The sequence below is a fragment of the Streptomyces sp. CNX435 genome, from assembly GCF_059570575.1.
The window spans coordinates 91,936-115,487 of the sequence record NZ_JCANTA010000003.1; the positions used below are offsets into that span (position 1 = coordinate 91,936).

The following is a 23,552-nucleotide window of genomic DNA, read 5'->3' on the forward strand; positions in this document are numbered from 1 at the left end:
GGTGAGGCGGTGCCGGCCGGGCGAGTCGCCACGAGACCGGATCAGGGCTTTGCCACGGCGGTGCGGTAGTGGTAGGTGCACAGCTCGCGGAAGCCGGCGCGGGCGTACAGCCGCAGCGCCGCCGGGTTGTCGCGCTCGACCTGGAGGTACAGGCGCGCCGCCCCGTGTGCGCCGGCCCAGCCGGCCAGCGCGCCGAGCACCCGCCCGCCGGCACCCCTCCCCCGCGCCGCGGGCAGCGTGGCCATGGCGAAGACACCGGCCCAGCCGGTGTCGGCGACCGCGCGGCCCACCGCCACCGTCGCGTCGCCGTCCAGGACGCGGGCGTACGCGGACGGGCCCGCGACCCGGTCGAGCAGGCCCCACTCGGCGGCGGTGCCGGCGCCCCGGCCGTGGACGGCGTGCCAGACGCCGAACCACGGGGCGCCCGGACGGTCTTCGGTCCGTACCCGCAGCCGGTCTCCTTCCCGCCGGCCCGGCACGTCGGCCACCGCCGCCGTCTGCAGGGACACCGGGCCCGAGCGGCGGTAGCCGCGCCCGGCGAGCAGGTCGTCGAGGCCGGCGGGGCACGCGGGCGGGGTGATCTGGAACCGCGCCGCCGTGCCGTGCCCGGCGTAGAACTCCTCCGCGCGCGCCACCCGGCGCGCCAGCTCCCCCGGCCCGGCCCTCCCGGCCCTCCCGTCCGTCCCGGTCTGCCCGGCCGGCTCCGGAGACCCGGCCGGCCCGTGCGGAAGCACCGAGCCCACCCACCACGAGCTGCCGGAGTCGTGCCGCAGCCACCAGCCGTCCGCGTACTCGACCAGTTCCGCGGGCAGCGCCCGCGCGGCCCGCTCCTGCAGCCCCCGGACGACCCCGGACGCCGCGCTCGGAAGCGCGGCGTTCACGGCCGCGCCCCGGCGAGGAACGCGAGCACCCTCTCGGTGAGCAGTGCGGCGGCGGCCGGGTCGTACGACGGGAGGGTGGGGTCGGCGAAGTAGTGCTCGTCGCCGGGATAGAGGAACAGCTCCCGGTCCGCTGGGGGTACCGCCCACGCGCGAAGCGCTGTGGGGGAGCCGGCGACCAGTTCGCGCGCCGCGTCGAGATCGCCCTCGCCGGCGAACACCGGGTCGTCGGCCTTGCCGTGCACCTGGACCGGCACCCCCTCCGGCCATGCGGGGCCGAACTCGGCCACCGGGACGCAGGAGTACAACAGCAGGGCGCCGCGCGCGCCGGCGCGGGTCTGGGCGAGGCACTGCGCGGGCAGCACGCCGAGGGAGAACCCCGCGTACACGACCTCGGCGGGCAGCGCTTCGGCCGCGCGCACGCCGCGGGCGACGACCTCGCCGAAGCCCATCCCGGCGACGTATGCCATCCCCTGCGCCGACGAGCCGAAGGTGCGGCCCTCGAAGAGATCGGGGGTGTGCACGGCGTGCCCCGCGCGGCGCAGTTTGTCGGCGAAGGCGACGACGCCGGGGGTGAGCCCCAGCGCGTGGTGGAAGAGCACGACCTCGGCCATGGTGACGCTCCGCTCCCGGACGCCTTTCGGATCTTCCGGGCACTCTACCGGCGCCGCCGGCTCACCCGCCGCGGCGGATCCGTCACGTGACCGGCGGCTCGGGCGGACGCCGGCGGCGCAGCCGGCGCAGCACCAGCAGGCCGCCGACGCCGGGGACGACCGACCGCGTCCGGGTGCCGCCGGTGGTGTTCACCGGGGTCGTCGCCCAGGTGAGGGCGATGACCGCGAGGTAGGCGGTGCCGTGCACGGGGCCGCCGAGGGAGGTGACGACCCCGGTGTGCACGGTGAGCAGGTTGACCAGCAGGGCCGCGAGCGTGACCAGCTCGACGGCGGCGGCGATCCGCAGCACGCGCACGGTTCACGCCCCCGTGGTGGAGCCGGGGCGGACGATCATCAGCACGACGACGACCGCCCACAGCAGGTTGAAGACCCCGGTGAGCATGGCCAGCCGGCTCGCCGACGGGCGCAGGCCGTCGCCCTCCGCCGCGGGGGCGTCGCCGCTCGCCCGGGCGAGGAGGCGCTGCTGACCGGGCAGGATCGCGAGCGCGAGCAGCGCCGCGGCGCCGGTCGTCAGCACGATCGAGGCGAGCAGCCAGGCGTCGGTCAGCACCCCGAGCTGCGCGCCGGTGGCCAGGCCGAAGGCGGGGACGGCGAGGCCCACGACCGCGTACGCGCGGCAGACGCGGTGCAGGAACGCGGCGGTCCCGCCGCGGTGCGCGGGGTCGGCGGCGGCCGACTCCCGCGCGATCCGGGGGAACACCGACGCCGCCACGGCGATCGGTCCGACGGCCAGGATCGCCGCCAGCACGTGTACGGACAGCAGGAACTTCGTCACCGCACCCTCCCGAGAGTAGGCCATCTATATATTGGCTACCAATACATAGCACACCAACAACGGGAGGTAGGGTGGGTGCTCATGAGAGGCGATCCGGTACGCGGGCATCTGGACGGACTGCTGCTCGCCGCGCTCGAAGACGGCCCGCTGCACGGCTACGCGATCATCACCGCCGTCCAGCGGCGCAGCGCGGGTGCGCTGGAGCTGCGTACGGGCACGGTCTATCCGGCCCTCAACCGGCTGGAGCGCACGGGACTGCTGCGCAGCAGCTGGGAGGCGGTGGGCGAGCGGCGGCGGCGCTGCTACGAGCTGACCGACGCGGGCCGGCGCGCGCTGGCCGACGAGCGCACCGCGTGGCAGGAGTTCACCAGCGCGATCGGCTCGGTCCTGGACCCGGCCCGGGCGCCGAGGCCGGCGACATGACGGCCCGCGACCCCCGGGCCCCACGTGGTACGGCCGGCAGCACCCCGGGCGGGTCCGGCACCCCGGGACGTACGGCGATCGAGGACCACCTCGCCGCCCTGGACACCGCGCTGTCCGGCCCGGTACGCGCCAAGTCCCGGATGCTCGCGGAGGTACGCGACGGGCTCGCCGACGCCGCCGCCGCGCACGCCGACGCCGGCGCCCCGTCCCGCGCCGCCGCCGCGGCCCGCGCGGTGCGCGACTTCGGCACCGTCGAGGAGGTCGGCCCCGCGTTCCAGCGCGAGCTGACCATCGCCCAGGCCCGGCAGACCGCCCTGATCGTCGCGCTCATCGTCCCGTTCCTGATGGCCTGCTGGTACCTGGTCGGGGCCACCGCCGAGGACGCCGGCGGGCAGCTGCCCGCGGCCGTGCTCGTACTCGCGGCCAACCTCGGCGGCCTGGCCGCGCTGACCGCCCTCCTCGCCGCCGGTTCGCTGGCCGCCACCGGTGCCGTCTCCCGCCGGCTGGCGACCCCGCGGCGGCTGCCGCTCGTGGTGGCCTGGACGGGCACCACCGCGGCCGTGGCGCTCGCGGTCAGCGCGCTCACGCTGAGCGCCGGCGCGGTGCTGGCGCAGGACTGGCCGGTCGGCGCGCTGGCCGGCGCGCTGACCCTGGTCGCGCACACCCGGCTGGCCGCCTCCGCCCGCGCCTGCCGCCACTGCGCCCTGCTGGCACGCTGACGCGCCGCCGGGCTCGCCACGTGTCCACGTTTGGTCACGGGAGGGGTCCCCGGCACCGCGTGGCAGCCTGTGGCGCCGGTGTCCGGACCGCGGCGGCCCGTGCGCCGCCTCCGGTGATCCGGCGGTGCCCGAGGAGGGGAGTACGGCGTGACAGGGTGGCGGGAACGGCTGTTGTCGAGGCCGGGAGCCCGCGCGCAGCAGCGCGGCGGGATCCAGTCGCTGGCGATGACGCCGGACGGGCGCCACGTGATCTCCGGGGGCGACGACGGGCTGCTGCGGATCTGGCGCCTGGCGCCGTGGAAGCTGCTCGGGGAGATCGACACGTACGGGGACGCGCTCGGGTCGGTCGCGGTGACGCCCGACGGCGAGCACGTGGTCGCCGCCGGCCACAGCATGGCCGGCGCGTGGCGCCTGCGCACCGGCGAGCCGGTCACCGGGCCGCTCGGCGCGCACCGGTACACCGGCGAGTGGGGCGTGCCGGTGTCCGTGCACGCCGCGCTCACGCCCGACGGCAAAAGGATCGTCACCGGCGGGGGCGAGGGCACCGTGCGCGTCTTCGACCTGGAGTCCGGCGAGCCGACCGGGCCGTCGGTCCGGGCGCACGATCTGGTCGCCGGGGTGGCGGTCACCCCGGACGGCCGGAAGATCGTCAGCACCGGGCACGAGAGCGGCAAGGACGGCGTCCTCCGGATCTGGGACCTGGTCGACGGCACCGCGGTCGGCGGCCCGGTGGTCGCGCACCGGTCCTTCGTCACCGGGCTGGCGGTCACCCCGGACAGCACCCGCGCGGTCAGCGGCGGCGTCGACGGACGGATGCAGCTCACCGCACTCGACGGCAGCGGCACGACCACCGGCGCGGAGGTCACCGCGCACGGCGAGGCGGTGGCGGACGTCGCCGTCACCCCCGACTCCCGGGTGGTCAGCGTCGGCAGCGGCGGCGTCGCCCACATCTGGGACCCGGCCACGCCGCCGGCCGCGGCCCGCACGATCAGGACGGAGTCGCGCTTCCTGTCCGCGGTGACGGTCTCCCCGGACGGCCGGCGCTTCGTCACCGCGTCCCGCAACACCGGGGTACTGCAGATCTGGAACCTGCCGCCGCCGGCGGGGGCGTAGCCTGCGGCTCCGTGGACGCACTCTCCCCCGCGCCCGGACGCCGCGCCCGCTACCCGGGCATCGTCGTCGGCCGGGGCACGCCCGGGCCGTACCGGCCGGCCGGCTGGCGGCGCTGCTCGGTCCGCGCCGAACGCCCCGGCGGGCCGCGGGCGTCTCAGCGGTCGCGGTCGGCGCGTGCCTCCTCTCCCGCGGGCTCGCGTGCCGCGGTGGGGTCGTGTTTGACGTCCGCCACCGCGGGGCGGCGCTCGCCGACCGCGGGGGCGAGGAAGATCGCCGAGGCGACCAGCGCCAGGACGGCGATCATCGCGGAGCGCAGTCCGTAGTGGTCGCCCAGGAAGCCGAGGCTCGGCGGGCCGACCAGGAAGGCGCCGTACGCAATCATCGCCACCAGGCTCACCCGGGCCGTGGCGTTCGGGCCGGAGTCGCCGGCGGCCGAGATCGCGACCGGGAACCCCAGCGAGGCGCCCAGGCCCCAGAAGAGGACCGCGGCGCCGGCGGCCACCGGGTGGTCGACGAAGATCACCACGACCAGCCCGAGCGCCGCGGAGACCGCGCTGGTCCGGATCACGAGGAAGCGCCCGAAGCGGTCGATGAAGTAGGCGCCGCAGAAGCGGCCGGCGGTCATGGCGGCGGCGAATCCCACGTACACCAGCGACCCCAGCGCCGCGTCCAGGCCGTGGCCGTCGACCATCAGCAGCGGCAGCCAGTCGGTCGCCGCGCCCTCGGCGAGCGCCATGGCGAGGACGACCGCGCCGATCAGCAGCAGCCGGGTGTCCTTCCACAGCGGACGCCCGGTGCCCGCGTTCTCGGCCACGGCGTCCGGGTCCCCGTCTCCGTCGCGGCCCCCGTTCCCGTACGCCTGTCTGCCGGCGCCGGCCGGGATGTCGCCGAAGGACGCGAGGAAGACGGCCAGTGCGACGCCCGCCATGATGAGCAGATGCCACTGCACGGGGAACCCGGCGGCCGTGGCCAGCATGCCGAGGCTCGCGCCGACCACCGTGCCGAGGCTGAAGAACCCGTGCAGCGTCGTCATCACGGACCGGCCGAGGAGGCGCTCGACCTCCGCCCCCTCCACGTTCAGCGCGACCTCGCCCGACCCGCCGCCCAGCCCGAAGACGAACAGCCCGGCGGTGACGAGGGCCGCCGTCGAGGTGAGCGCCCCGGTTCCGACCCCCGCGACCCCGAGCGCGATCAGCACCGTGCCGCCGCCGATCACCGGCCGGGTGCCCATCCGGGCCACCAGCGGCCCCGAGCTGGTGATGCCGATCGTGGAGCCGACGGACAGGCCGAAGAGGATCAGGCCCATCTCGGCCGTGGACGCGCCCAGCTCGTCGCGGACGTCCGGGGTGCGGGTCACCCAGGAGGAGAGCGACAGGCCGGGTATGAGGAACATCAGAGACAGCGACAGGCGCCGGCGGCGCAAGACGGTGGCCATCGACAGGCTCTCTTTCGGAACGGTGACTCGTCAGCGCCTGGGCGACGGCCGTGCGGGCATCACAGTGGAACCGCGTCGCGGCAGGCTCCCCCCGCAGTGTCGTTCCGACCCCGCCGCGGGCTCAAACCCGTTTCGGTACGTGGACTCCGGCGGACGTCGCGGACCGGGCGGTACGCGGACGGGCCGGCCCGGCCCGTTTCGGCACCCCGGGCACCGGCGGGTGATCGACAGAGTAAGGTAAGCCTTACTTCTGCCGCGGCTGTCGGGTGCTTCCGGGAAGGTGTCAGGTCAGGATTCCGTGCGGTTCTATCTGCTGGCGCGCAACCCCACCGACTCGGTCACGGACGGCTTCCTCCCCGCCGCGCGCCGCCTCGGCCTCGACGTCACCGTGCTCACCGACCAGCCCGACGCCCACCGGCGGCGCGCCCCGGACCCGGAGACCCTCGGCTGCGACGTTCACGACTTCCGCGCCGTGATCGGCCGCATCTCGGCCCACCACCGGCCGGACGCCGTCTTCACCAACAGCGACCACCTGCAGACCCAGGCCGCGCTCGCCGCCGCCTACTTCGGCCTGCCCGCCAAGAGCTGGCGGGCCGCCCTCGCCACCAAGGACAAGGCGGAGATGCGCCGCCGGCTCGCAGCCGCCGGGGTGGACCCGGTCCGGGCGGCGGAGCTGCCCGCCGACGCGGATCCCGCGGAGCTCGCCGCGACGGACGTGCCGTTCCCCTGCGTGGTCAAGCCGCGCGAGGGCGTCGCCAGCGAGGACGTGGTGCTGGCCGCCGACGCGGCGGAGCTGGTGCGGCGCTGCGCCGAGATCCGGGCGCGGCGCCCGGGCGAGGCGCTGGTGGTCGAGGAGTTCCTGGACGGCGAGTTGTACACGCTGGAGACGCTGGGCGACGGGCGGGTGCGACACCTGCTCGGCGGCTTCCACACCGAGCTGTCACCGCCGCCGTACTTCGTCGAGGAGCGCATGGCCTACGTGCCCGCCCACCCCGGGCCCGTCACGGCGCAGGTGCTCGCGCAGCTCGACGCCCTCGGCGTCGGGTTCGGCGCCTGCCACACCGAGTTCGTGGTCCAGCCCGGCCGGGCGCGGCTCGTCGAGGTCAACTACCGGGCCATCGGGGACCAGTGCGATCTGCTGCTCGCCCGGCTGCTGGGCATCCCGCTCTTCGAGCACATCCTGCGCACGCACCTCGGCGAGCCGCTGCCCGCGGACCTGGGGGCGCGTACGGACGGGCGGGCGCGGCTGTCCTACCCGTGCGCCGGCGCCGCCGGGACGCTCACCGCCGCGCCGGGCCCGGCCGACCTGGTGGTGGACGGGGTGGAGCTGACGTACCGCCCGCTGCGCGAGGTGGGCGAGCGGCACGAACTGCACCGGACCAACCGCGACTTCCTCGGCGTCGCCCGCGCCGTCGGCACGGACCAGCGGCGGGTGGACCGGGTGGTGGCGGAGTTCCTGGCCGCGCAGCGCTGGGAGATCACGCCGTGAGCGGGGCCACCGCGCAGTCCGAGGGCGCCGAGGAGGCGGAGCTGACGCTGCGCGTGCTGAGCGCGCTGCTGCGCGAGGACGCGGTCGGGCTGCGCAGCCGTACGACGACGCACGACCGGTCGGACGGCCGGTGGCTGCGGCTCGCGGACCCCGCCGGGGCCGGGGCGCTGCTGCTGCCGGTCGCGCCGGACGGCTTCCAGGGCACGTACGGCGCCCGCCTGCCGCTGCTGCTCCGGGAGACCGGCGGCCGGACCGCGGAGGTCACCGGGCTCGACGCGGTCCTCGCCGCCCTCGCCGGGCACGCGGGGCCCGAAGACCGCGGCGGCTTCGCCGACTTCGCCGCGGAGTGCCGCCAGACGCTGGCCACGACGCGGCTGCACACCGCCACCTGGGCCGGGACGGCGGCGGCCCTGACGGAGCGGTACGGTCCGGACCCGGCCCGCTGGACCGGTCACGCCGGCACGCTCGCGTACGACACGCTCGCCGCCCGCCTCGACCACCCGGTCTACCCGACCTCCCGCGGACGCGCCGGGCTCACGGCCGCCGGACTGCGCTCCTACGCCCCGGAGTTCCACCCCCGCTTCGCCCTGCGCTGGCTCGCCCTGCCGCTCGGCGCCCTCACCCTGAGCGGCGCGCTCGACCCGGCCGCCGCGCCCACTCTGCCGACCGCCTGGCCCGCCCCCTCCGCCCTCGGCCTGCCGGCCGCGCTGGACCGCACCCATCTCGCCCTGCCCGTCCACCCGCTGACCCTCGGCGCCCCGCTGGCCGGCGCGCTGCACGCCACCGGCCTCGCCGACCGGGCGGCGCTCGCCCCGCTGCCGTACCTCGACGCGGTGCCGACGCTGTCGATGCGTACCGTGGCCGCGGTCGCCGACCCGCGACTGCACCTGAAGCTGCCGCTGGCCACCGCCACCCTCGGGCTGCGCAACCGGCGCACCGTCAAGCCCGCCACCCTCGCCGACGGCGCGACGGTCCAGCGGCTGCTGGACACCGTCACCGGACGCGAGCCGCGGTTCCGTGACACCGTGCTGCACGCCGACGAGACCGCCTACGCGCACGCCGGCCACGACATGCTCGCGGTGCTGTGCCGCCGCCAGCCCGCCGGGCTCGACGGCGCCCTCGTCGTCCCCCTGGCGGCACTGCTGGCCCCCGCCCCCGACGGCCGGCTGGTCGTCGACCACCTCGCCGACCGCTGCCACGGCGGCGACCCCCTCGCCCTCCTCGACGACGTCCTCACCCTCCTCTTCGACTTCCAGACCACCCTCTTCGGCTACGGCATCGCGCTGGAGTCGCACCAGCAGAACGTCTCACTCGTCCTCGACCCGCCCGACGGCACGGCCGTCCGCGGTGCGCCCAGCCGCCCGCGCGTCCGGCTGCTGCTGAAGGACGACGACGGGCCGCGCATCCACCACGCCCGGCTGCGCGCGGCCCTCGGCCCCGACGCGCCCGGCCCCGGCGACTTCGCCGACGCCCGTACGCTCTGCGCCGACGACGGACCCGTGGCCGACGTCTTCGCCACGATCACCGTCCATCTGTGCGCCGGCGCCTACGCGTTCGGCCTCGCCCGGCACGGCCGCGCGCCGCTCGCGGCCGGGCTCGCCCTCGTACGCGACCGGCTCGCCGAGGCCGTCGAACGGCTCGGCACCGCGCCCGGCGAGCCCGGCGCCGTGCTGCGCGCGCACGTCCTGCACGCCGGCCGGCTGCCGGTGAAGGCGATGGTCACCGCCGGGACGCTGCTGACCAAGGAACGCTCGGGCGCCGCCGACGTCAACAAGCACTACACCACCGGCCCGAACTACCTCCGCGCCGCCCCCGCACCTCCGCCCGACGCCTCCCCCCGCCCGTCCATCCCCTCCCCCCGCCCCGGCTGGAACCATTGATGCCCCTCACCGCCTCACCCGCCGCCCTGCCCGCGACCTCCGCGGCCCCCGCCCGGCCGCCCACCGCCGACGAAGCCGTCGCGCACACCCTGCTCAACTGCCTGCTGCGCGAGGTCTGCGGACCCGAGGACCAGGCCACCGTCGACGGCGGCCGGCTGCTGCTGCGGCTGTCCCGCCGGGGCGTGCTGCTGCGCGTGGCGCTGCGCCGCACCTCGCTGCTGGGCGCGCACCGCTTCCGCGGGCCGGTCGCCGAGTGGCGCGACGGCGACTGGGTGCACGTGGGCTGGCGGCGGCTCGCCGAGCATGTGCAGGACGAGCTGGCGGCGCGTACCGGGGTGCGCAACGACGAGTTCCTGGAGCAGGTCGTCTCCAGCCACCGGGGTACCCGGGCCGCGCTGGCCGCCGTACGCGAGCGGTCCGCTCCCCCGGACGGCTCCGGGCCGCTCGCCGCGTACCTCGACTCCGAGCAGTCCCTGCCCCTCGGCCACCGCTTCCACCCCACGCCCAAGGCGCGCGGCGGCGGCGCGGCCGCCTGGTCCGCCTACGCCCCCGAGGCCGGGGTCGCGTTCCCGCTGCGCCAGCTCGCCGTACGCGCCCACCTGACCGCCGAGGAGACCGCCGAACCCGGCGCCGCCGCCCCGCTCGACCGGCTCCGCCCGGTCCCCGACGGCTACCGGCTGCTGCCCGTCCACCCCTGGCAGCACGAACTCCTCGCCGGCCACCCGGCGCTGCGCGCCGCCCTCGACCGCGGCGACGTGCTCGACCTCGGCGCCGGCGGGCCGCCGTGCACCCCGACGGCCTCCGTGCGCACCCTGCACACCGGCGCCGGTTTCCTGAAGTTCAGCCTCAACGTGCGCATCACCAACTGCGTGCGGAAGAACTCCCGCTACGAGCTGGCGGGCGCCGTCGCCCTGACCCGGCTGCTCGGCCCCGTGCTCGCCGGCCTCGCCGCCCGCCACCCCGCCGCCGCCCTGCTGCGCGAACCGGCGTACCGCACCCTGGCGCTGCCCGGCCCGGCCGGCGCGCCGGACCCGGCGCTGTTCGAGGGCTTCGGGGTCATCGTCCGCGAGGGGCTGTCCGGCGTGCTGCGCCCCGGCGCCACCCCGCTGCTCGCCGGCGCGGTCGCGGACGAGTACCCGACGGGCCCGGCGCACGTCTCCCGGCTGCCCGCCGCGGCCCGCCCGCAGACGGCCCTCGACTGGTGGTCGGCGTATCTGGAACTGCTCGTCCCGCCCGTGCTCGCCGCCTACTTCGACCACGGCGTGGTGCTGGAACCGCACCTGCAGAACGTGCTGCTGTGCGTCGACGCCGACGGGATGCCGGCACAGGTGGTCCTCCGCGACCTGGAGGGCACCAAGCTGCTGCCCGAGCGGCACGCCGACGCCCTCGCCGCGCTGCCGGCGGAGGTGGCGGGGCCGATGACGTACGACGCGACCCGCGGCTGGCGCCGGGTGGTGTACTGCCTGCTGGTCAACCACGTCGCCGACATGCTCGCCGCGCTCGCCGACCTGCACCCGCGGGCCGAGGCGGCGCTGTGGGCGCGGGTACGCGCCGTGCTGCTCGACTGCGCCCGCGACCTCGGCGACCCGCCCCGGCTGCGCGCCCTGCTCGGCGGGGCGCCGCTGCCCGCCAAGGCCAACCTGCTGACCCGCTGGGGCCGCCGCGCCGACCGCGAGGCGGGCTACGTCCACCTGCCGAACCCGCTCGCCGCCCCCGGCACCGACCCGGCGGCCCACTCATCCGTCTCACCCGACTCACCCCGCCGGAGCGCCCGTTGACCGCCCCGACGCCCGCCGTGCTGGACCGCCTCCGCTCCCTCGCGCCCGGTCAGCTGCCCGCGTACGTCTACGACCTGGCCGCCCTGCGCACCCACGCGGCGGCGGTACGGGCCGCCCTGCCCGCGCCCGTCGAGCTGTACTACGCCGCCAAGGCCAACCCCGAACCGGCCGTCCTGGCCGCCCTCGCGCCGTACACCGACGGCTACGAGGTCTCCTCCGGCGGCGAACTCGCCCACGTCGCCGCGGCCGTGCCCGGCAGCCGCCTCGCCTTCGGCGCGCCCGGGAAGACGCCCGCGGAGCTGGCCGCGGCCCGCGCGGCGGGGGTGCACCGCGTCCACGTCGAGAGCCTGCACGAGCTGCGCATGCTCGGCGGGCTGACCGCGGGCGACGCCCGGGGCGCGGGCGCGGATCCGGGGGTGGACGTGCTGCTGCGCGTCAACCTGCCCGTCGCCGACGGCTCGCTGGCCGGCAGCGCCCTGGCCATGGGCGGCCGCCCCTCCCCCTTCGGCCTCGACCCCGCCGACGCCGAGGAGGCCGCGCGGCTGCTCGCCGGGGGCACGTACCCGCGGCTGCGGCTGCGCGGCGTGCACGCGCACCTCGCCAGCGGGCTCGACGCACCACGGCTGCTCGGCGTGGCGCGCTCGGTGGTGGCCGGGGCGCTGCGGCTCGCCGGGCGGGCGGGGCTCGACACCCGCGGCCTGGAGGTCGACGTCGGCGGCGGCATGGCCGTGGACTACGCCGCCCCCGAGAGCCGGTTCGACTGGCGCGGCTACGGCGCGGGGCTGGGCCGGCTGACCGCGGAGCACCCCGGGCTGACGCTGCGCGTCGAGCCGGGCCGGGCGCTGACCGCGTACTGCGGCTGGTACGCCACGGAGGTGCTGGACGTCAAGCGCAGCCACGGCGAGGAGTTCGCCGTGGTCCGCGGCGGCACCCACCATCTGCGTACCCCCGCGACGAAGGGCCACGACCAGCCCTGCACGGTTCACTCCGCGCCCCGCCCGTGGCCGCACCCCTGGCCGCGGCCGGCGGCCCGCGGGGCCGAGGTCACGGTCGCCGGACAGCTGTGCACGCCGAAGGACGTGCTCGCGCGCGGAGTCGCGGCGGCGGGGCTGCGAGCCGGGGACCTGGTGGTGTTCTCACTGGCGGGCGCCTACGCCTGGAACATCTCGCACCACGACTTCCTGATGCACCCGCGCCCCGGCTTCCACTTCGTCGACGACCGGCCCGCCTCCGGTTGAGCACCCGGACCTCAGCCGGGCACGGGCCTGACGGCCCGCCGAGCGCGCCGAGGCCCGCCCGACACGGGCGGGCCCGGCTCAGCTCACCCGCGGCGGGGGAAGCCGCGCAGGATCTTGCCCTCGGTCGACAGGACGTAGTCACCGCCGTCGAAGCGGGGTGTGCGCGCGAACATCAGGTACAGGTACTTGAAGTTCTCCGCGAAGGCGTACGCGGGGAAAAGGTCGCCCTGACGCATCGGCGAGGTCGTCACGTCCTCCAGGATCGTGTACCCGCCGGGGACGCGGGCGTGGGCCCTCATGCCCTCGAAGTACTGCCACGCGGTGCGGCGGTAGAAGTCGTCCTTCGTCAGCCAGTACAGGTCGAAGGCGCCGTTGACGTACTCGGGCCGGAACTGGTTGCCGACCGAGGTCGGGGTCATCGTGCCGTAGTCGATCTCCTCGGGCAGCACGGGCCAGCGCTGCAGGACCGATTCCCACGAGCGGTGGTACGCCTCACCGAGCCGGCGGTCGCCGCCCTTGGCGACCAGGCCGCCCCAGAACGACGCCAGCTCGGACTGACGGCGGCCGGTGGTCTCGCCGGTGGCGAAGTCGACCTGGCGGTACCAGACATGGCCGTCCCACTCCTCCACCAGGTGCTCGGTCATCGCCCTGTTGAGGAGCCGCCACCAGCGCAGGCAGTCCCGGTCGCCGAAGAGCTCCCAGGCGCCCCACAGATACTCGTAGAAGGAGTCGACGGGCGGGTTGGGGCCCTGGTCCGTCGGGTCGGTCCAGCGGCCGGTCTCGACGTCGAGCCGGGTGCCGAGGAGGTCGAGCGCGGAACGCCGGTCGATCACCGCGCGGTAGGCCCGCTTGGCCGCCTCGTAGTACTTGCCGTCGCCGGTGAGCTTCGACAGCATCCCGAACTCCAGGATGTTCGAGCCGATCTCGGCGAGCGGCGGGGTGGTGCCGTGCACCTCGCCGGTGCGCAGGTTGGCGCGGGTGTACGGGATGCCGGTGGGCGACTTGGTGAACGCGGGCAGCAGCCGGTCGGTGAAGTCGACGCACAGGTCGAGCAGCGACTGCCGGCCGGTGACGAGGTGGCCGGCGAGCAGTCCGCCGACGACGCGGATGATCGCCTCGAAGACGTGGAAGTCGGCGTCGATGTCGAAGTCGAGGTTCTGCTCCAGCCAGTCGGCGGACTCCGTCAGGTCGTCGTCCAGCTCCATGACGTACAGCGTGTCGAGGGCCTCGATGATGGACAGGCCCACGGGGTGGCCCTCGGCGAAGAACTCCTGCGAGGTGCCGGAGGCGGGCCGTACCTCGTCGTGGCCCCACGCGGCGGCGCGGTAGCCGTTCCAGGCGTGCAGGAACTCGGCGCGGATCTCGCGTGCCGCCTCCCGCCCGGCGGGCATGCGCGCGGCGGACGCGGGGTGGACGGCCGGGCCGGACAGGGCCCGCGCGGGCGCGGCCTGCGCCAGGGCGCCGGCTCCGGCGGCGGACGTCGCGGCTGCGGCGGCCAGCAGCCGGCGCCGGGAGAGCGGGGTGCGGTGGTGTGCGGCGGTGCCCATCGATGGTGCCCCTTCGCGGTGTGGCGCGCCCCCCGACGCGCCTGACATCGTTGTCGGCTACGGTCGTGACATGAGGCTAGCCGCGCTCCGGGCGGTGTCAACGGTGCTCGCGGGGTGCCATGGAACCGTCGGGGCCTTCGGGGCGTTCGGCCACCCGTCGTCGAGGAGTCGCGGCGCGGGGTGGTGCCGGCCGGCCGGGCCGGCGAGCGGCTCGGCCGCCGCGGACCCCGGGTGACCGGGCCGTCTCCCGCGGCAGTCGGCTCCGCCGCACCCACCCGGTTCGCCGCGCGGTCCGTACGGCGGCGGGCGTACGGGCCGTGCGGAAACCCCGCGCGAGCCCGCTGACCCACCCCGTCCGATGCGGCATCATCTCTCGCTATGACCGACTCCGAACGCGCCGCCGACGCCGGCCCCGGGCGGATCGCGCACAGCCGGGTGCCGATGACGGGCCGCGACCCCAAGGAGCGCGGCCGGTCCGCCACGCCGCTGGAGCTGCTGTTCGACCTGACGTTCGTGGTCGCCGTCGGCATCGCCGCGTCGTTCTTCGCCGAGATGGTCGCCGCGGACCACGCCGGGCGGGCGGTGGTGGCGTTCGCGCTGGCGATGTTCGCGATCACCAACGCGTGGATCAACTACAGCTGGTTCGCGTCCGCGTTCGGCACCGACGACTGGCTCTACCGGTCGCTGACGATGCTGCAGATGATCGGCGTCGTCGTGTTCGCCCTCGGCCTGCCGGCGATGTTCCACTCGGTCGAGGAGGGCGACCACCTGGAGATCCGCGCGATCGCGATCGGGTACGTGATCATGCGGATCGCCATGGTGGCGCAGTGGTGGCGCGCCGCCCGGGAGTCCCCCGCGTTCCACGCCGTGAGCATGGCGAACATCCGCTGGACCGTGATCGCGCAGGTGGGCTGGCTCGTGGTGGCGTTCACGAAGCTGTCGTTCGGGCCGGTGATCATCGCCTTCGCGGTGTTCGCGGCGCTGGAGCTGCTGCTGCCGGTGCTCACCCAGGGCGGCGCGGGCGGGACGCCGTGGCACCCGCACCATGTCGCCGAGCGGTACGGCCTCTTCGCGATCATCACCCTCGGCGAGGGCGTGGTCGGCACCGTCGCCTCCTCGGGCGACCTCCTCGGCGGCCCGCACGGCACGGCCTGGACGGCGAACGCCGTGGCCGTCGTCGTCGCAGGCGTCGGGCTGACCTTCGGCATGTGGTGGGTGTACTTCTCGACGCCCTTCGGCGACATCCTGGTGCACCGGCGGGCCCGCGGGTACCTCTTCGGCTACGGCCACATCCTCGTGTTCGCCGGCATCGCGGGCGCCGGCGCCGGGCTGCACGTGGCAGGGCTGTACCTGGAGCACCACGCCGAGGTGGGCAAGGTCGCCGTGGTGCTGTCCCTGGCGCTGCCCGTCGGCCTCTACCTGCTCGTCGTCTACCTGCTGCACACCCTGCTGCTGTCCGGCGACCGCTTCCACCTGCTGCTGATCTCCCTGACGCTGGCGGTGCTGGGCGCGGCGGTGCTGCTGGCCGCGGCCGGGACGCCGGTCGCGGTGTGCCTGCTGGTCGTGATGCTCGCGCCGTTCGTGACCGTCGTCGGCTACGAGACCGTCGGCCACCGGCACCAGCGCCGGATGCTGGAGAGCTTCAGAGCCCGCCGTTCCCCGTCGTGAGCAGGAACTTGGCCACCGCCACCAGCAGCCCGAAGAACACCGCGACGCCGATCAGCACCACCGACAGCCCGCGTGCCGTGCGCCGCGAGCGCCCCGACAGCCTCCGCGGCGAGTCGTCGGCCTGCCGGAAGCCCGCGGCCACCACCCCCGCGCCGCCCAGCAGCACGGCTGCCACCACCCACCACCACTCCATGTCGGTCCCCTCCGGTCCCGGTGCCGAACGCCGTCCCCGCGCACCCTCAAGCGCGCTACTCCTCGCGGCTGTACAGCTCCAGGCCGAGCGCGCGGAACTGCTCGACGGGCCGGTGGTAGCCACGCTCGATGTGGTGCACCCCGCGCAGCGTCGAGCCGCCGGTGGCGACCGCCGCGGCCAGCACGGCGGAGAACCCGGCGCGGATGTCGGGCATGGTGACGTCCCCACCGCGCAGGTCGCTGACGCCGCGCACGACGGCGGAGTGCAGGGCGCCGGTGTCGTAGTAGCGGCAGGCGGGGCCGCCCAGGCAGGTGTCGTACACCTCGATCTCGGCGCCCATGCCCTGCAGCGCGGAGACGTACGCCAACCGGTTCTCGTACACCGTCTCATGCAGCACCGACATCCCCGCGGCCTGCGTGAACAGCACCATGAGCGGCGTCTGCCAGTCGGTGGCGAACCCCGGGTGGGTGTCGGTCTGCACGGCCGCGGCGCGCAGGGGCCGCGGCGCGGACGCCGTGATCCACTCGTCGGTGATCTCGAACCGGGCGCCCATCCGGGCCAGCGTGGTGATCGGCGTGACCAGCCGGTCCTGCGGGCAGCCGTGCACCCGCACCGCGCCCCCGGTGACCAGCCCCGCCACCAGGTACGAGAACGCCTCGATACGGTCGCCGCCGAGCCGGGTGGTGGCACCGCCGAGTGCGTCGACGCCCTCGACGACGATGCGGCGGTCCGGGTAGAGGGAGATCCGCGCGCCCATCCGCTGCAGGAACAGCGCCAGCTCGACGATCTCCGGCTCGGTCGCGGCGTTGCGGATGACGGTGCGGCCCTCGGCCCGTACGGCGGTCAGCAGCACCGTCTCGGTCGCGCCGACGCTGGGGTACGGCAGGTCGACACGGGTGCCGCGCAGCCGGGTGGCACGGGCGTGGATGCCGTCCTCGGCCAGCTCCACCTCGGCGCCGAACCGGCGCAGCGCTTCCAGGTGGAAGTCCACCGGCCGGCGGCCGATCGGGTCGCCGCCGACCATCGGCACGAACGCCTCGCCGGCCAGGTGCAGCAGCGGGCCCAGCAGCAGGATCGGGATGCGGTTGAGCCCGGTGAACGCCTTGTCCACGCTCGGGTCCGCCACCGGCCCCGGCACGACGGTGACCTCGCCGTCGGTGCGCTCGACCTTCATGCCCACGTGCTCCAGCATCCGGGCGGTGATGCCGACCTCGCCGACGTCCGGCGCGTTGCGTATGGTGCTCGGCTCGGTGCCGAGCATCGCGGCCACCATGTGCTTGCTGACCGCGTTCTTCGCCCCGCGCACGGTGACGTCACCGCGCAGCGGTCCGGACGGCTCGATCTGCCACAGGTTCCCAGTCACCCGTGCAGCCTACGACCGTGCCCCGCCGGCCCCCTCGCCCGGCCCCCGCCCGGCCCCCGCCGGCGTCACGCAGGCCGCGCCACGGCGGCCCGCCCGGGCGGCCGTCTCAGCTCACCTCCGGGGCGTACGACGAGGTCGCCGACCTCGACCGGGTGCTGGCCGACCCCGCGGACCCGGACCGGCCGCTGCCCGGGTACGACAGCGGCGACCATCCGCACCCGAGCGACACGGGCTGCCGGGCGATGGCCGAGGCGATCGACACCGGCGCGCGCTGACGGGCGGCGCGTCACGCAGGCGTACGGTCACCGGGCGGCACCCCGCGCCGGCCGGTGACCGTACGCTCGCCGCATGGCGATCACGTACGAGTGGCGGGGCGGGTTCGACAACGCGGACGTCAACGCCCTGCACGCGGAGGGGTTCAGCCACCCGGTCCGCGACATCGACTGGCACGCGCAACTGCACCGGCACAGCCTCGGCTGGGTGTGCGCCCGCGACGGCGGCGCGCTCGTCGGCTTCGTGAACGTCGCCTGGGACGGCGGCGTGCACGCGTTCCTCCTGGACACGGTGGTGCCGTCGGCACGGCGGCGCGAGGGAGTCGGCGCCGGGCTCGTCGCGGAGGCGGTGGCCCGGGCGCGGGCGGCCGGGTGCGAGTGGCTCCACGTCGACTTCGAGGAGGAGTTGGGCCCGTTCTACGTCGACGGTTGCGGATTCCGGCCGACGCCCGCCGGGCTCGTCGCGCTGACCGGCTGACCTGCGCGCACCCCGGCGACGGCGCCACTCCACCACGCGGCAACCCGCTCTTCGTCCGACCGCCGCCTCGCATGTCGCCCATGGGTGGCTTTGCACCGTTGCCCAGCCGGCGGTCGGGCCCGGAGGATGGTCGGTCGTCGGGGCTCCACGAAGCCGCCCGGGGAGGCCACATGAGGTCGAACAGCCGGATCCGTCGCGCGACCGCCGTCCTCGGCGGCGCCTTCGCGCTCGTCGTCGCCGTACCGCACGCCGCCTCGGCGGCCGCCGCGCCGCCGCTGGCACTGCCGGCGAACGCGGACGGCCTGGAGCAGACGTTCCAACCCGCCTACGACTACGACACCGACGGCTGCTACGCCACCCCGGCCATCGGCCCCGACGGCACTCTCAACCCCGGCCTCGAACCGGGCGGCGCGCTCGACGGCGACTGCCGCGACGCCGCCGACCTCGACAACACCAACGGCTACTCCCGTGCGAAGTGCAACAACGGCTGGTGCGCCGTGGTCTACGGCCTGTACTTCGAGAAGGACCAGGCCCTGCCCGGCACGAGCCTCGGCGGGCACCGGCACGACTGGGAGCACGTCGTGGTGTGGGTGCAGGACGACGCGGCACAGCAGGCGCAGTACGTCTCGACCTCCGCCCACGGCGACTTCGACACCTACCCGCGCGACCAGATCCAGTGGGACGGCACCCACCCCAAGGTCGTCTACCACAAGGACGGCATCGGCACCCACGCCTTCCGCCCCGCCACCGGCGGCGACGAGCCGCCGGAGAACCACCAGGGCGGGTGGCAGTTCCCCGACCTGGTGGGGTGGAACGGCTATCCCGCGGGGGTGCGCGACCGGCTCGCCACGGCGGACTTCGGGAGCGCCAACTTCGGCCTGAAGGACGCGACCTTCGTCTCCCACCTGGAGAAGGCCCTGCCCGCGGGTGTTCCCTTCGACCCCGGCGCCCCGTAACGCACCCCGGCGCCCGGGGCGCTCACTCCCCCAGCAGCCGCAGGTGCTTCTTCTCGATCGTCACGGTGTTCAGCAGGTCGGTGATGAGGTTGTGGTTGAGCGCGTTGCCGACGGGCGGCGGCACGTCCTTCGCCAGCAGCCCCGGCACCCCGTCGCGACTGAGCTTCTGCCGCACGCCGGCGACGATGTGCGCGGCGCGCTTCTCGGTCCAGTTACGCCCCGGTTGCAGCTGCCTCAGCTCGTACGCGACCTGGGCCCAGGTCAGCGGCTGCGGCTGCGGGTCGCCCTGCAGATAGCGCTGGGCGAGGCAGACGAGCACCAGCAGCTCCTCGTCCTCAAGGTCGCGCTCCTCGCCGAGGGTCGACTCCTCCTGCACGGTCGGGCCCCCGGCCGCTCCGCCGGGTCTGGCCGCGGAGATCCGTACCTCCAGCAGGTGGTCCTGGCGGGGCGAGACGACGAACAGCGGGGTGTACCCGGCCGGCAGGAACGCGTGATCGCCGCCGTGCACCAGCCGGGAGTCGGGGAAGCGGATCGGCCGCTTCCCGGTGTTGGTCAGCACCCAGCGCGCGTACTGCCGGGTGAGCAGCCCCTGCCGGCGGCTGACGTGCCGGTCGCCGCCGCCGACGCAGACGTGCACCTCCGGCTCGTTGCGCCCGAACACCAGGGTGAAACCGGCGTCCGGGGCCACGCTCATCCCGCCGTTCGCGCCCAGCACGAACAACGTCTCCGGCTGCGGCGGCATCTCGACGGGAGGCAGTCCGCGACTGAGGCTGCCGACTTCCTTGGACAGCAGGGTGATCTTGCTCGCCATGGCGGGTACCCCCTCTTCTCGTGGGTGACTGCGCCTCACGGTAACCACCCCCGGCCAGGAGGGGTCCCGGGCGCGGGAGACTACGCGCTGGTGTCCCCGGCCGGGGCGCCGAACGCGATCTCGCCGCCGGCCTCCGCGGTGTACGGTCCCGGCCCGCGCACGGCGGCGGGGATGCCGGGGGCGGGCGAGCGCTGGGACATGACCCGGCGGCCGTCGACGTGGATCTCGTAGGTGATCTCGCCGTGATGGGAGAGGTCGAGGCTCCAGGCGGCGGAGCGCTTCTCCCTGGGGACCTCGACGGTCTGCGCCAGGGCAGCGAGACGTCCTTGAGCGTCTCCGGCCTGCGGTTGACGGCGTACGTCAGTTTCTCGACGGGCCCGTCGCCGGTGAGGGCGAACTCGACCGCGATCGGCTCGGGCGCGGGCTCCGGCTCCGCCTCGGATTGTGTGGCCGGCGGGGCGGAGTCCCGGGCCGCGGGGCGGGCGTCGTCCCCCGTCCGGGGCCGCGGCTCGTCCTCGCGCAGGGCGAGCAGAACGACGGCGCCGGCGCCGGCCGCGACGGCCGCCGCGCCGCCGAGGAGCAGGCGGCGGCGGGGTGAACCGGCCGGCGCCAGCGGCGGGTTGGCGGCCTCGCCGGCGTGGGCGTCGATCGCCGCGAGGACCGGCGCGGGCAGCCAGGCGGCGGCAGGCTGTGTCCCGGCGGGACCGTCCGGGCCGGGGTCGCGGGCGAGGCGGTCGCCGAGTGCGGCGGGCGTGGGGCGTTCGGCGGGGTCGAGGCGGCGGCAGTCGGCGATGAGCGAGCGCAGGGCGTCGTCGTCGGGGCGGGGAGACCCGGCTTCGTCGTTCTCGCCGCGGGCGTAGGCGTACGCGAGCGTGGAGCCGAGCGAGTACACGTCGGTGGCCGGCCCGACCTCGGCGCCGGCGACCTGCTCCGGCGACATGAAGCCGGGGGTGCCCGCGAGTTCGGCGGGCCGGGCAGCGGCGGCGATGCCGAAGTCGACGAGCTTGGGCCCGTCGGCGGTGAGCAGCACGTTGGCCGGCTTGACGTCGCGGTGTACGACCCCGGCGCGGTGCACCGCGACGAGCGCCTCCGCGAGCCCGGCGGCCAGCCGGCGTACCGAGTGGCCGGGCAGCGGCCCGAACCGCTCCACCGCCTCGTGCAGCGAGACGGACGGCACGAACTCCGTCGCCATCCACGGCACCCGGCCGCCGGGGTCCGCGCCGACGACCGACGGGCTGTACACGCCGCCCGCGGCGGCGGTGGCGGCGACCTCGCGTACGAAGTGGTCCCGGGCCTGGGGCCGGCGCGCCCGTTCGGCGTGCACGACCTTCACGGCCAGCAGCCGTCCGCCGCGGGAGCGGCCGAGGTAGACGACGGCCGTGGCGCCGCTGCCGAGGCGCGCCAGGATGCGGTGGCCGCCCAGGGAGCGGGGGTCGTCGGGCTCAAGCGGCTCCACTCGTGCCTCCGTTCGGCCGGCGTGCGGTGGGGGGCTGAGGGCTTCTACGTACCCGTTCGCCAGGACGGCGAACACCAGCCCGGCGGCATCTGTGATGATGCCGCCGACGGGCTCGGCGTCGTCGTACGCCCACAGGACCTCGCCGTCGGCCGGATCCAGAGCGTACAGCCGCGGGCCGGTGCCCGTGGTGCCGTTGCCGGTGCCGCCCCCCGGGGCGCTGCCCCAGACGTGGACCGCGCCGTCGGCGAGGCCGAGGAACTCCGTCCCCGGGCTCGACCATTCTTCGTCACCGGTGCTCGCGCGCAGGGCGCGGAGGTGGCCGTTCGGCTCGCTGACGTAGAGCATGCCGCCGCCGGCGGCGTGGACGGTGCTGGGGTACGTCAGCCGCTTCTCCCAGGCGATGACGCGGTCGTCCACAGGGCGCGCGACGAGGCGCAGGTAGGCGTCGCAGACGAAGGCGAGGCCGTCGGAGACGAGGATGGCGGTGGTGTCCTCGGCCGGGTGCCGCCAGCGCGGCTTGCCGCCGGCGGCGTCGAGCGCGGTGACCTCCGCGCCGTTGTCGGCGAGGACGATGCCGGAGCCGATGGTGAGGGAGAAGGCCGTCGTCTCCGCGGACCAGCGCCGGCCGCCGCCGCGGGTGTCCAACGCGACGACGCCGCCGTCCCCGATGCAGGTGAGCCCGTCGGCGGCGGCCACCGCGTCGATGAAGGCGAACTCCCGCTCGTACGTCCAGCGTTCGCCGCCCGAGGCGGCGTCGAGGGCCCGTACGCGCTGCGCCTCGGCCCCGTCCGGGCCGACCAGGAACGCGGTGCCGTCGCCGGCGGCGAACTCGCCGGCCGCGCCCGAGCCCCAGCGGCGGCGCCACACCTCGTCGCCCGTACGCGGGTCGACGGCCCGCACGCCGCCCGTGCCGCCGCCGTGGACGAACACCGTGCCGCCGGCGACGTAGAGGCCGGGCGGGTCCGCATCCGGGTCGCGGACCCGTACCCGCCAGGCACGTTCGGCCTCGGGGGGCGGCGGGTCCGCGGCCCCGTGGTCCGGGTGCGGGCGGCGGTCGCCGGGGGGCGCGTCGCGGTCGAACGCGGCCAGCAGGGGCTGCGCGAGGGCCGCGGCGCCGGCGGCGGTCGCGGCGGTGAGGGCGGCGAGGAGCGCGCGGCGGCGGGTACGGGGCGCGTGGTCGCCGCGAGTTGCCGCCGGGCCTGGGCCGCCACGGCGTTCGCCCGGCCGGGCCCGCTCCCACGGCCGCACCGCGCCATGCGTCGCGCCGTGGGCCGCGCCCGCCGCTCCGGCCGGCCCCGTCTCGGCCGTCGCGCCCGTCTCGGCGAACGGGTCCGCGGTGGGCTCCCCGGGCCGTACCGCCGCGGCGGCGCCGGCGAGCGGCCACGGCACCCGGGCGGTGCGGGCGTCGATCGCCTCCGCGACCGCGGCGGGCAGCCAGCGCGTGCCGTGCCCCGTCTCCGTGGGCTCCCCCAGCAGATCCAGCAGCGCCACGGCGGGGGGCCGGCGGCGCGGGTCGGGGCGCAGGCAGGCCGCGACGACGGTCCGCAGCCGGCGGTCCGTCACCCCGGCGAGGTCGGCCTGGCCGCGCTGGATGCGCTGGAGCGTGTCGACCCGGTTGCCCGCGTCGAACGGCCCCCGCCCCGCCGTCGCGAACGCGAGCACCGAGCCGAGCGCGAAGACGTCGGCCGCCGGCCCGGCGCGCCCGCCGGCGGCCTGTTCCGGCGACATGAACCCGGGCGTGCCGAGCAGCGCGCCGTCCTGGGTGAGCGTCGCGGAGTCCTCGGGGCGGGCGATGCCGAAGTCGATCACGCGCGGGCCGCCGGGGGTGAGCATGATGTTGCCGGGCTTGAGGTCGCGGTGCACCACCTCGGCGCCGTGGATCCCGGCCAGCGCCTCCGCCAGCGCCACGGCCAGCAGCCGCACCACGGCGGCGGGCAGCGCGCCGAACGTACCGACGGCCTCGTCGAGCGAGAGTCCCGGCAGGTACGCGGTCGCCAGCCACGGCGGCTCCGCGTCCGGGTCGGCGTCGACCAGCGGCGCGGTGTACGCGCCGGTCACCGAGCGGGCGGCGGCCACCTCGCGGCGGAAGCGGGCGCGGTAGCGGCCGTCGCCGACCAGTCCGGGGCGTACGACCTTGACCGCGACGAGCGTCCCGGCGGGCGAGCGGCCGAGATTGACGACGCCCATGCCGCCGGCCCCGAGCCGTTTCAGCACGCGGTACCCGCCGATCTCCCGGGGGTCCCCGCGCTCCAGCTCCGCCAACGCGCCGCCTCCCTTCCGCACCCGGTCCGCCGCACCGCACCGACCAGCCGAAGCGTAGGCCCACCGGGCGCGTCCCGTTCACCCGTCGGTGGCAGACTGGCGCAGGGGGCGGGGGCCGCCCGTACCCGAGACGACGACCGAACG

General features: G+C 76.1%; 21 protein-coding genes. 11 read left to right on the plus strand and 10 right to left on the minus strand.

What is annotated here, in order from left to right:
- Window positions 1-41 precede the first annotated feature (41 nt).
- The 4 genes from T328_RS06890 to T328_RS06905 form a co-directional block, all read right to left on the minus strand.
- Window positions 42-881: a GNAT family N-acetyltransferase gene (locus tag T328_RS06890; protein ID WP_496494991.1), complete on the minus strand. Its 840-nt coding sequence runs from the start codon at window positions 879-881 to the stop codon at window positions 42-44.
- Window positions 878-1,492: a dienelactone hydrolase family protein gene (locus T328_RS06895; RefSeq protein ID WP_496494992.1), complete on the minus strand. Its 615-nt coding sequence runs from the start codon at window positions 1,490-1,492 to the stop codon at window positions 878-880. The genes T328_RS06890 and T328_RS06895 overlap by 4 nt, the downstream gene beginning before the upstream one ends.
- Before the next feature lie 82 nt (window positions 1,493-1,574).
- Complete coding sequence (locus T328_RS06900; protein WP_496494993.1) at window positions 1,575-1,847, minus strand: hypothetical protein; 273 nt, start codon at window positions 1,845-1,847, stop codon at window positions 1,575-1,577.
- Between the two features lie 3 nt (window positions 1,848-1,850).
- Complete coding sequence (locus T328_RS06905; protein ID WP_496495365.1) at window positions 1,851-2,327, minus strand: DUF2269 family protein; 477 nt, start codon at window positions 2,325-2,327, stop codon at window positions 1,851-1,853.
- A gap of 81 nt (window positions 2,328-2,408) precedes the next feature.
- On the opposite strand from T328_RS06905, the gene T328_RS06910 reads away from it, so the two are divergent.
- The 3 genes from T328_RS06910 (at window position 2,409) to T328_RS06920 (ending at window position 4,582) form a co-directional block, all read left to right on the plus strand.
- Window positions 2,409-2,750 carry a PadR family transcriptional regulator gene (locus tag T328_RS06910; protein ID WP_496494994.1) on the plus strand — a complete coding sequence of 114 codons (342 nt, stop codon included), beginning with the start codon at window positions 2,409-2,411 and terminating at the stop codon, window positions 2,748-2,750.
- Window positions 2,747-3,469, plus strand: coding sequence for a permease prefix domain 1-containing protein (locus tag T328_RS06915; protein WP_496494995.1), 723 nt, complete (start codon window positions 2,747-2,749; stop codon window positions 3,467-3,469). Before T328_RS06910 ends, T328_RS06915 begins: the two co-directional genes overlap by 4 nt.
- A 147-nt stretch (window positions 3,470-3,616) precedes the next feature.
- On the plus strand, window positions 3,617-4,582 hold the full coding sequence (locus T328_RS06920) for a WD40 repeat domain-containing protein (protein ID WP_496494996.1): 966 nt from the start codon (window positions 3,617-3,619) through the stop codon (window positions 4,580-4,582).
- Window positions 4,583-4,736: 154 nt separating this feature from the next.
- Here T328_RS06920 and T328_RS06925 read toward each other — a convergent pair whose 3' ends face one another.
- A complete protein-coding gene (locus T328_RS06925) occupies window positions 4,737-6,017 on the minus strand; it encodes an MFS transporter (RefSeq protein WP_496494997.1) in 1,281 nt (426 codons plus the stop codon).
- A gap of 298 nt (window positions 6,018-6,315) precedes the next feature.
- Between T328_RS06925 and T328_RS06930 the strand changes: the two genes are divergently transcribed.
- From T328_RS06930 to T328_RS06945, 4 genes are read left to right on the plus strand one after another with little or no spacing between them, the layout of a single operon-like run.
- Window positions 6,316-7,506, plus strand: coding sequence for an ATP-grasp domain-containing protein (locus T328_RS06930; RefSeq protein ID WP_496494998.1), 1,191 nt, complete (start codon window positions 6,316-6,318; stop codon window positions 7,504-7,506).
- Window positions 7,503-9,386: an IucA/IucC family protein gene (locus T328_RS06935; protein ID WP_496494999.1), complete on the plus strand. Its 1,884-nt coding sequence runs from the start codon at window positions 7,503-7,505 to the stop codon at window positions 9,384-9,386. Before T328_RS06930 ends, T328_RS06935 begins: the two co-directional genes overlap by 4 nt.
- On the plus strand, window positions 9,386-11,164 hold the full coding sequence (locus T328_RS06940) for an IucA/IucC family protein (RefSeq protein WP_496495000.1): 1,779 nt from the start codon (window positions 9,386-9,388) through the stop codon (window positions 11,162-11,164). Before T328_RS06935 ends, T328_RS06940 begins: the two co-directional genes overlap by 1 nt.
- The gene (locus T328_RS06945) at window positions 11,161-12,402 is read left to right on the plus strand and encodes a type III PLP-dependent enzyme domain-containing protein (RefSeq protein WP_496495001.1); all 1,242 of its coding nucleotides are present in this window, start codon (window positions 11,161-11,163) and stop codon (window positions 12,400-12,402) included. The genes T328_RS06940 and T328_RS06945 overlap by 4 nt, the downstream gene beginning before the upstream one ends.
- Window positions 12,403-12,485: 83 nt before the next feature.
- Here the strand turns inward: T328_RS06945 and T328_RS06950 are convergent, their stop codons facing one another.
- Complete coding sequence (locus T328_RS06950; RefSeq protein ID WP_496495002.1) at window positions 12,486-13,949, minus strand: glycoside hydrolase family 47 protein; 1,464 nt, start codon at window positions 13,947-13,949, stop codon at window positions 12,486-12,488.
- 378 nt (window positions 13,950-14,327) lie between these two features.
- Here T328_RS06950 and T328_RS06955 point away from each other — a divergent pair, with 378 nt between their 5' ends.
- The gene (locus T328_RS06955) at window positions 14,328-15,617 is read left to right on the plus strand and encodes a low temperature requirement protein A (protein WP_496495003.1); all 1,290 of its coding nucleotides are present in this window, start codon (window positions 14,328-14,330) and stop codon (window positions 15,615-15,617) included.
- On the opposite strand, the gene T328_RS06960 is transcribed toward T328_RS06955, so the two are convergent.
- Together T328_RS06960 and murA are read right to left on the minus strand one after the other, a co-directional pair.
- A complete protein-coding gene (locus T328_RS06960) occupies window positions 15,592-15,810 on the minus strand; it encodes a hypothetical protein (protein ID WP_496495004.1) in 219 nt (72 codons plus the stop codon). The genes T328_RS06955 and T328_RS06960 overlap by 26 nt on opposite strands.
- Window positions 15,811-15,865: 55 nt before the next feature.
- A complete protein-coding gene (murA, locus tag T328_RS06965) occupies window positions 15,866-17,173 on the minus strand; it encodes a UDP-N-acetylglucosamine 1-carboxyvinyltransferase (protein WP_496495005.1) in 1,308 nt (435 codons plus the stop codon).
- Window positions 17,174-17,190: 17 nt separating this feature from the next.
- Here murA and T328_RS06970 point away from each other — a divergent pair, with 17 nt between their 5' ends.
- The 3 genes from T328_RS06970 to T328_RS06980 all read left to right on the plus strand — a co-directional run bounded on the left by T328_RS06970 (window position 17,191) and on the right by T328_RS06980 (window position 18,879).
- Window positions 17,191-17,448, plus strand: coding sequence for a hypothetical protein (locus tag T328_RS06970; protein ID WP_496495006.1), 258 nt, complete (start codon window positions 17,191-17,193; stop codon window positions 17,446-17,448).
- 73 nt (window positions 17,449-17,521) lie between these two features.
- Window positions 17,522-17,923, plus strand: a complete 402-nt coding sequence (locus T328_RS06975; protein ID WP_496495007.1) for a GNAT family N-acetyltransferase — start codon at window positions 17,522-17,524, stop codon at window positions 17,921-17,923.
- Window positions 17,924-18,093: 170 nt separating this feature from the next.
- Window positions 18,094-18,879 carry an NPP1 family protein gene (locus T328_RS06980; RefSeq protein WP_496495008.1) on the plus strand — a complete coding sequence of 262 codons (786 nt, stop codon included), beginning with the start codon at window positions 18,094-18,096 and terminating at the stop codon, window positions 18,877-18,879.
- A gap of 22 nt (window positions 18,880-18,901) precedes the next feature.
- Here the strand turns inward: T328_RS06980 and T328_RS06985 are convergent, their stop codons facing one another.
- Both T328_RS06985 and T328_RS06990 read right to left on the minus strand, forming a co-directional pair.
- Complete coding sequence (locus tag T328_RS06985; protein WP_496495009.1) at window positions 18,902-19,255, minus strand: hypothetical protein; 354 nt, start codon at window positions 19,253-19,255, stop codon at window positions 18,902-18,904.
- Entirely contained in the window at window positions 19,215-23,408 is a 4,194-nt protein-coding gene (locus T328_RS06990; protein ID WP_496495010.1) for a protein kinase domain-containing protein, read from the minus strand. The genes T328_RS06985 and T328_RS06990 overlap by 41 nt, the downstream gene beginning before the upstream one ends.
- Window positions 23,409-23,552: the final 144 nt, after the last annotated feature.

Excerpts from the sequence above, each read along its gene's own strand:
- T328_RS06980 (WP_496495008.1), top strand. The coding sequence starts at position 18,094 with ATGAGGTCGAACAGCCGGATCCGTCGCGCGACCGCCGTCCTCGGCGGC.
- T328_RS06925 (WP_496494997.1), bottom strand. The coding sequence starts at position 6,017 with ATGGCCACCGTCTTGCGCCGCCGGCGCCTGTCGCTGTCTCTGATGTTC.
- T328_RS06950 (WP_496495002.1), bottom strand. The coding sequence starts at position 13,949 with ATGGGCACCGCCGCACACCACCGCACCCCGCTCTCCCGGCGCCGGCTG.
- T328_RS06955 (WP_496495003.1), top strand. The coding sequence starts at position 14,328 with ATGACCGACTCCGAACGCGCCGCCGACGCCGGCCCCGGGCGGATCGCG.
- T328_RS06915 (WP_496494995.1), top strand. The coding sequence starts at position 2,747 with ATGACGGCCCGCGACCCCCGGGCCCCACGTGGTACGGCCGGCAGCACC.
- T328_RS06975 (WP_496495007.1), top strand. The coding sequence starts at position 17,522 with ATGGCGATCACGTACGAGTGGCGGGGCGGGTTCGACAACGCGGACGTC.
- T328_RS06960 (WP_496495004.1), bottom strand. The coding sequence starts at position 15,810 with ATGGAGTGGTGGTGGGTGGTGGCAGCCGTGCTGCTGGGCGGCGCGGGG.
- T328_RS06910 (WP_496494994.1), top strand. The coding sequence starts at position 2,409 with ATGAGAGGCGATCCGGTACGCGGGCATCTGGACGGACTGCTGCTCGCC.
- T328_RS06895 (WP_496494992.1), bottom strand. The coding sequence starts at position 1,492 with ATGGCCGAGGTCGTGCTCTTCCACCACGCGCTGGGGCTCACCCCCGGC.
- T328_RS06940 (WP_496495000.1), top strand. The coding sequence starts at position 9,386 with ATGCCCCTCACCGCCTCACCCGCCGCCCTGCCCGCGACCTCCGCGGCC.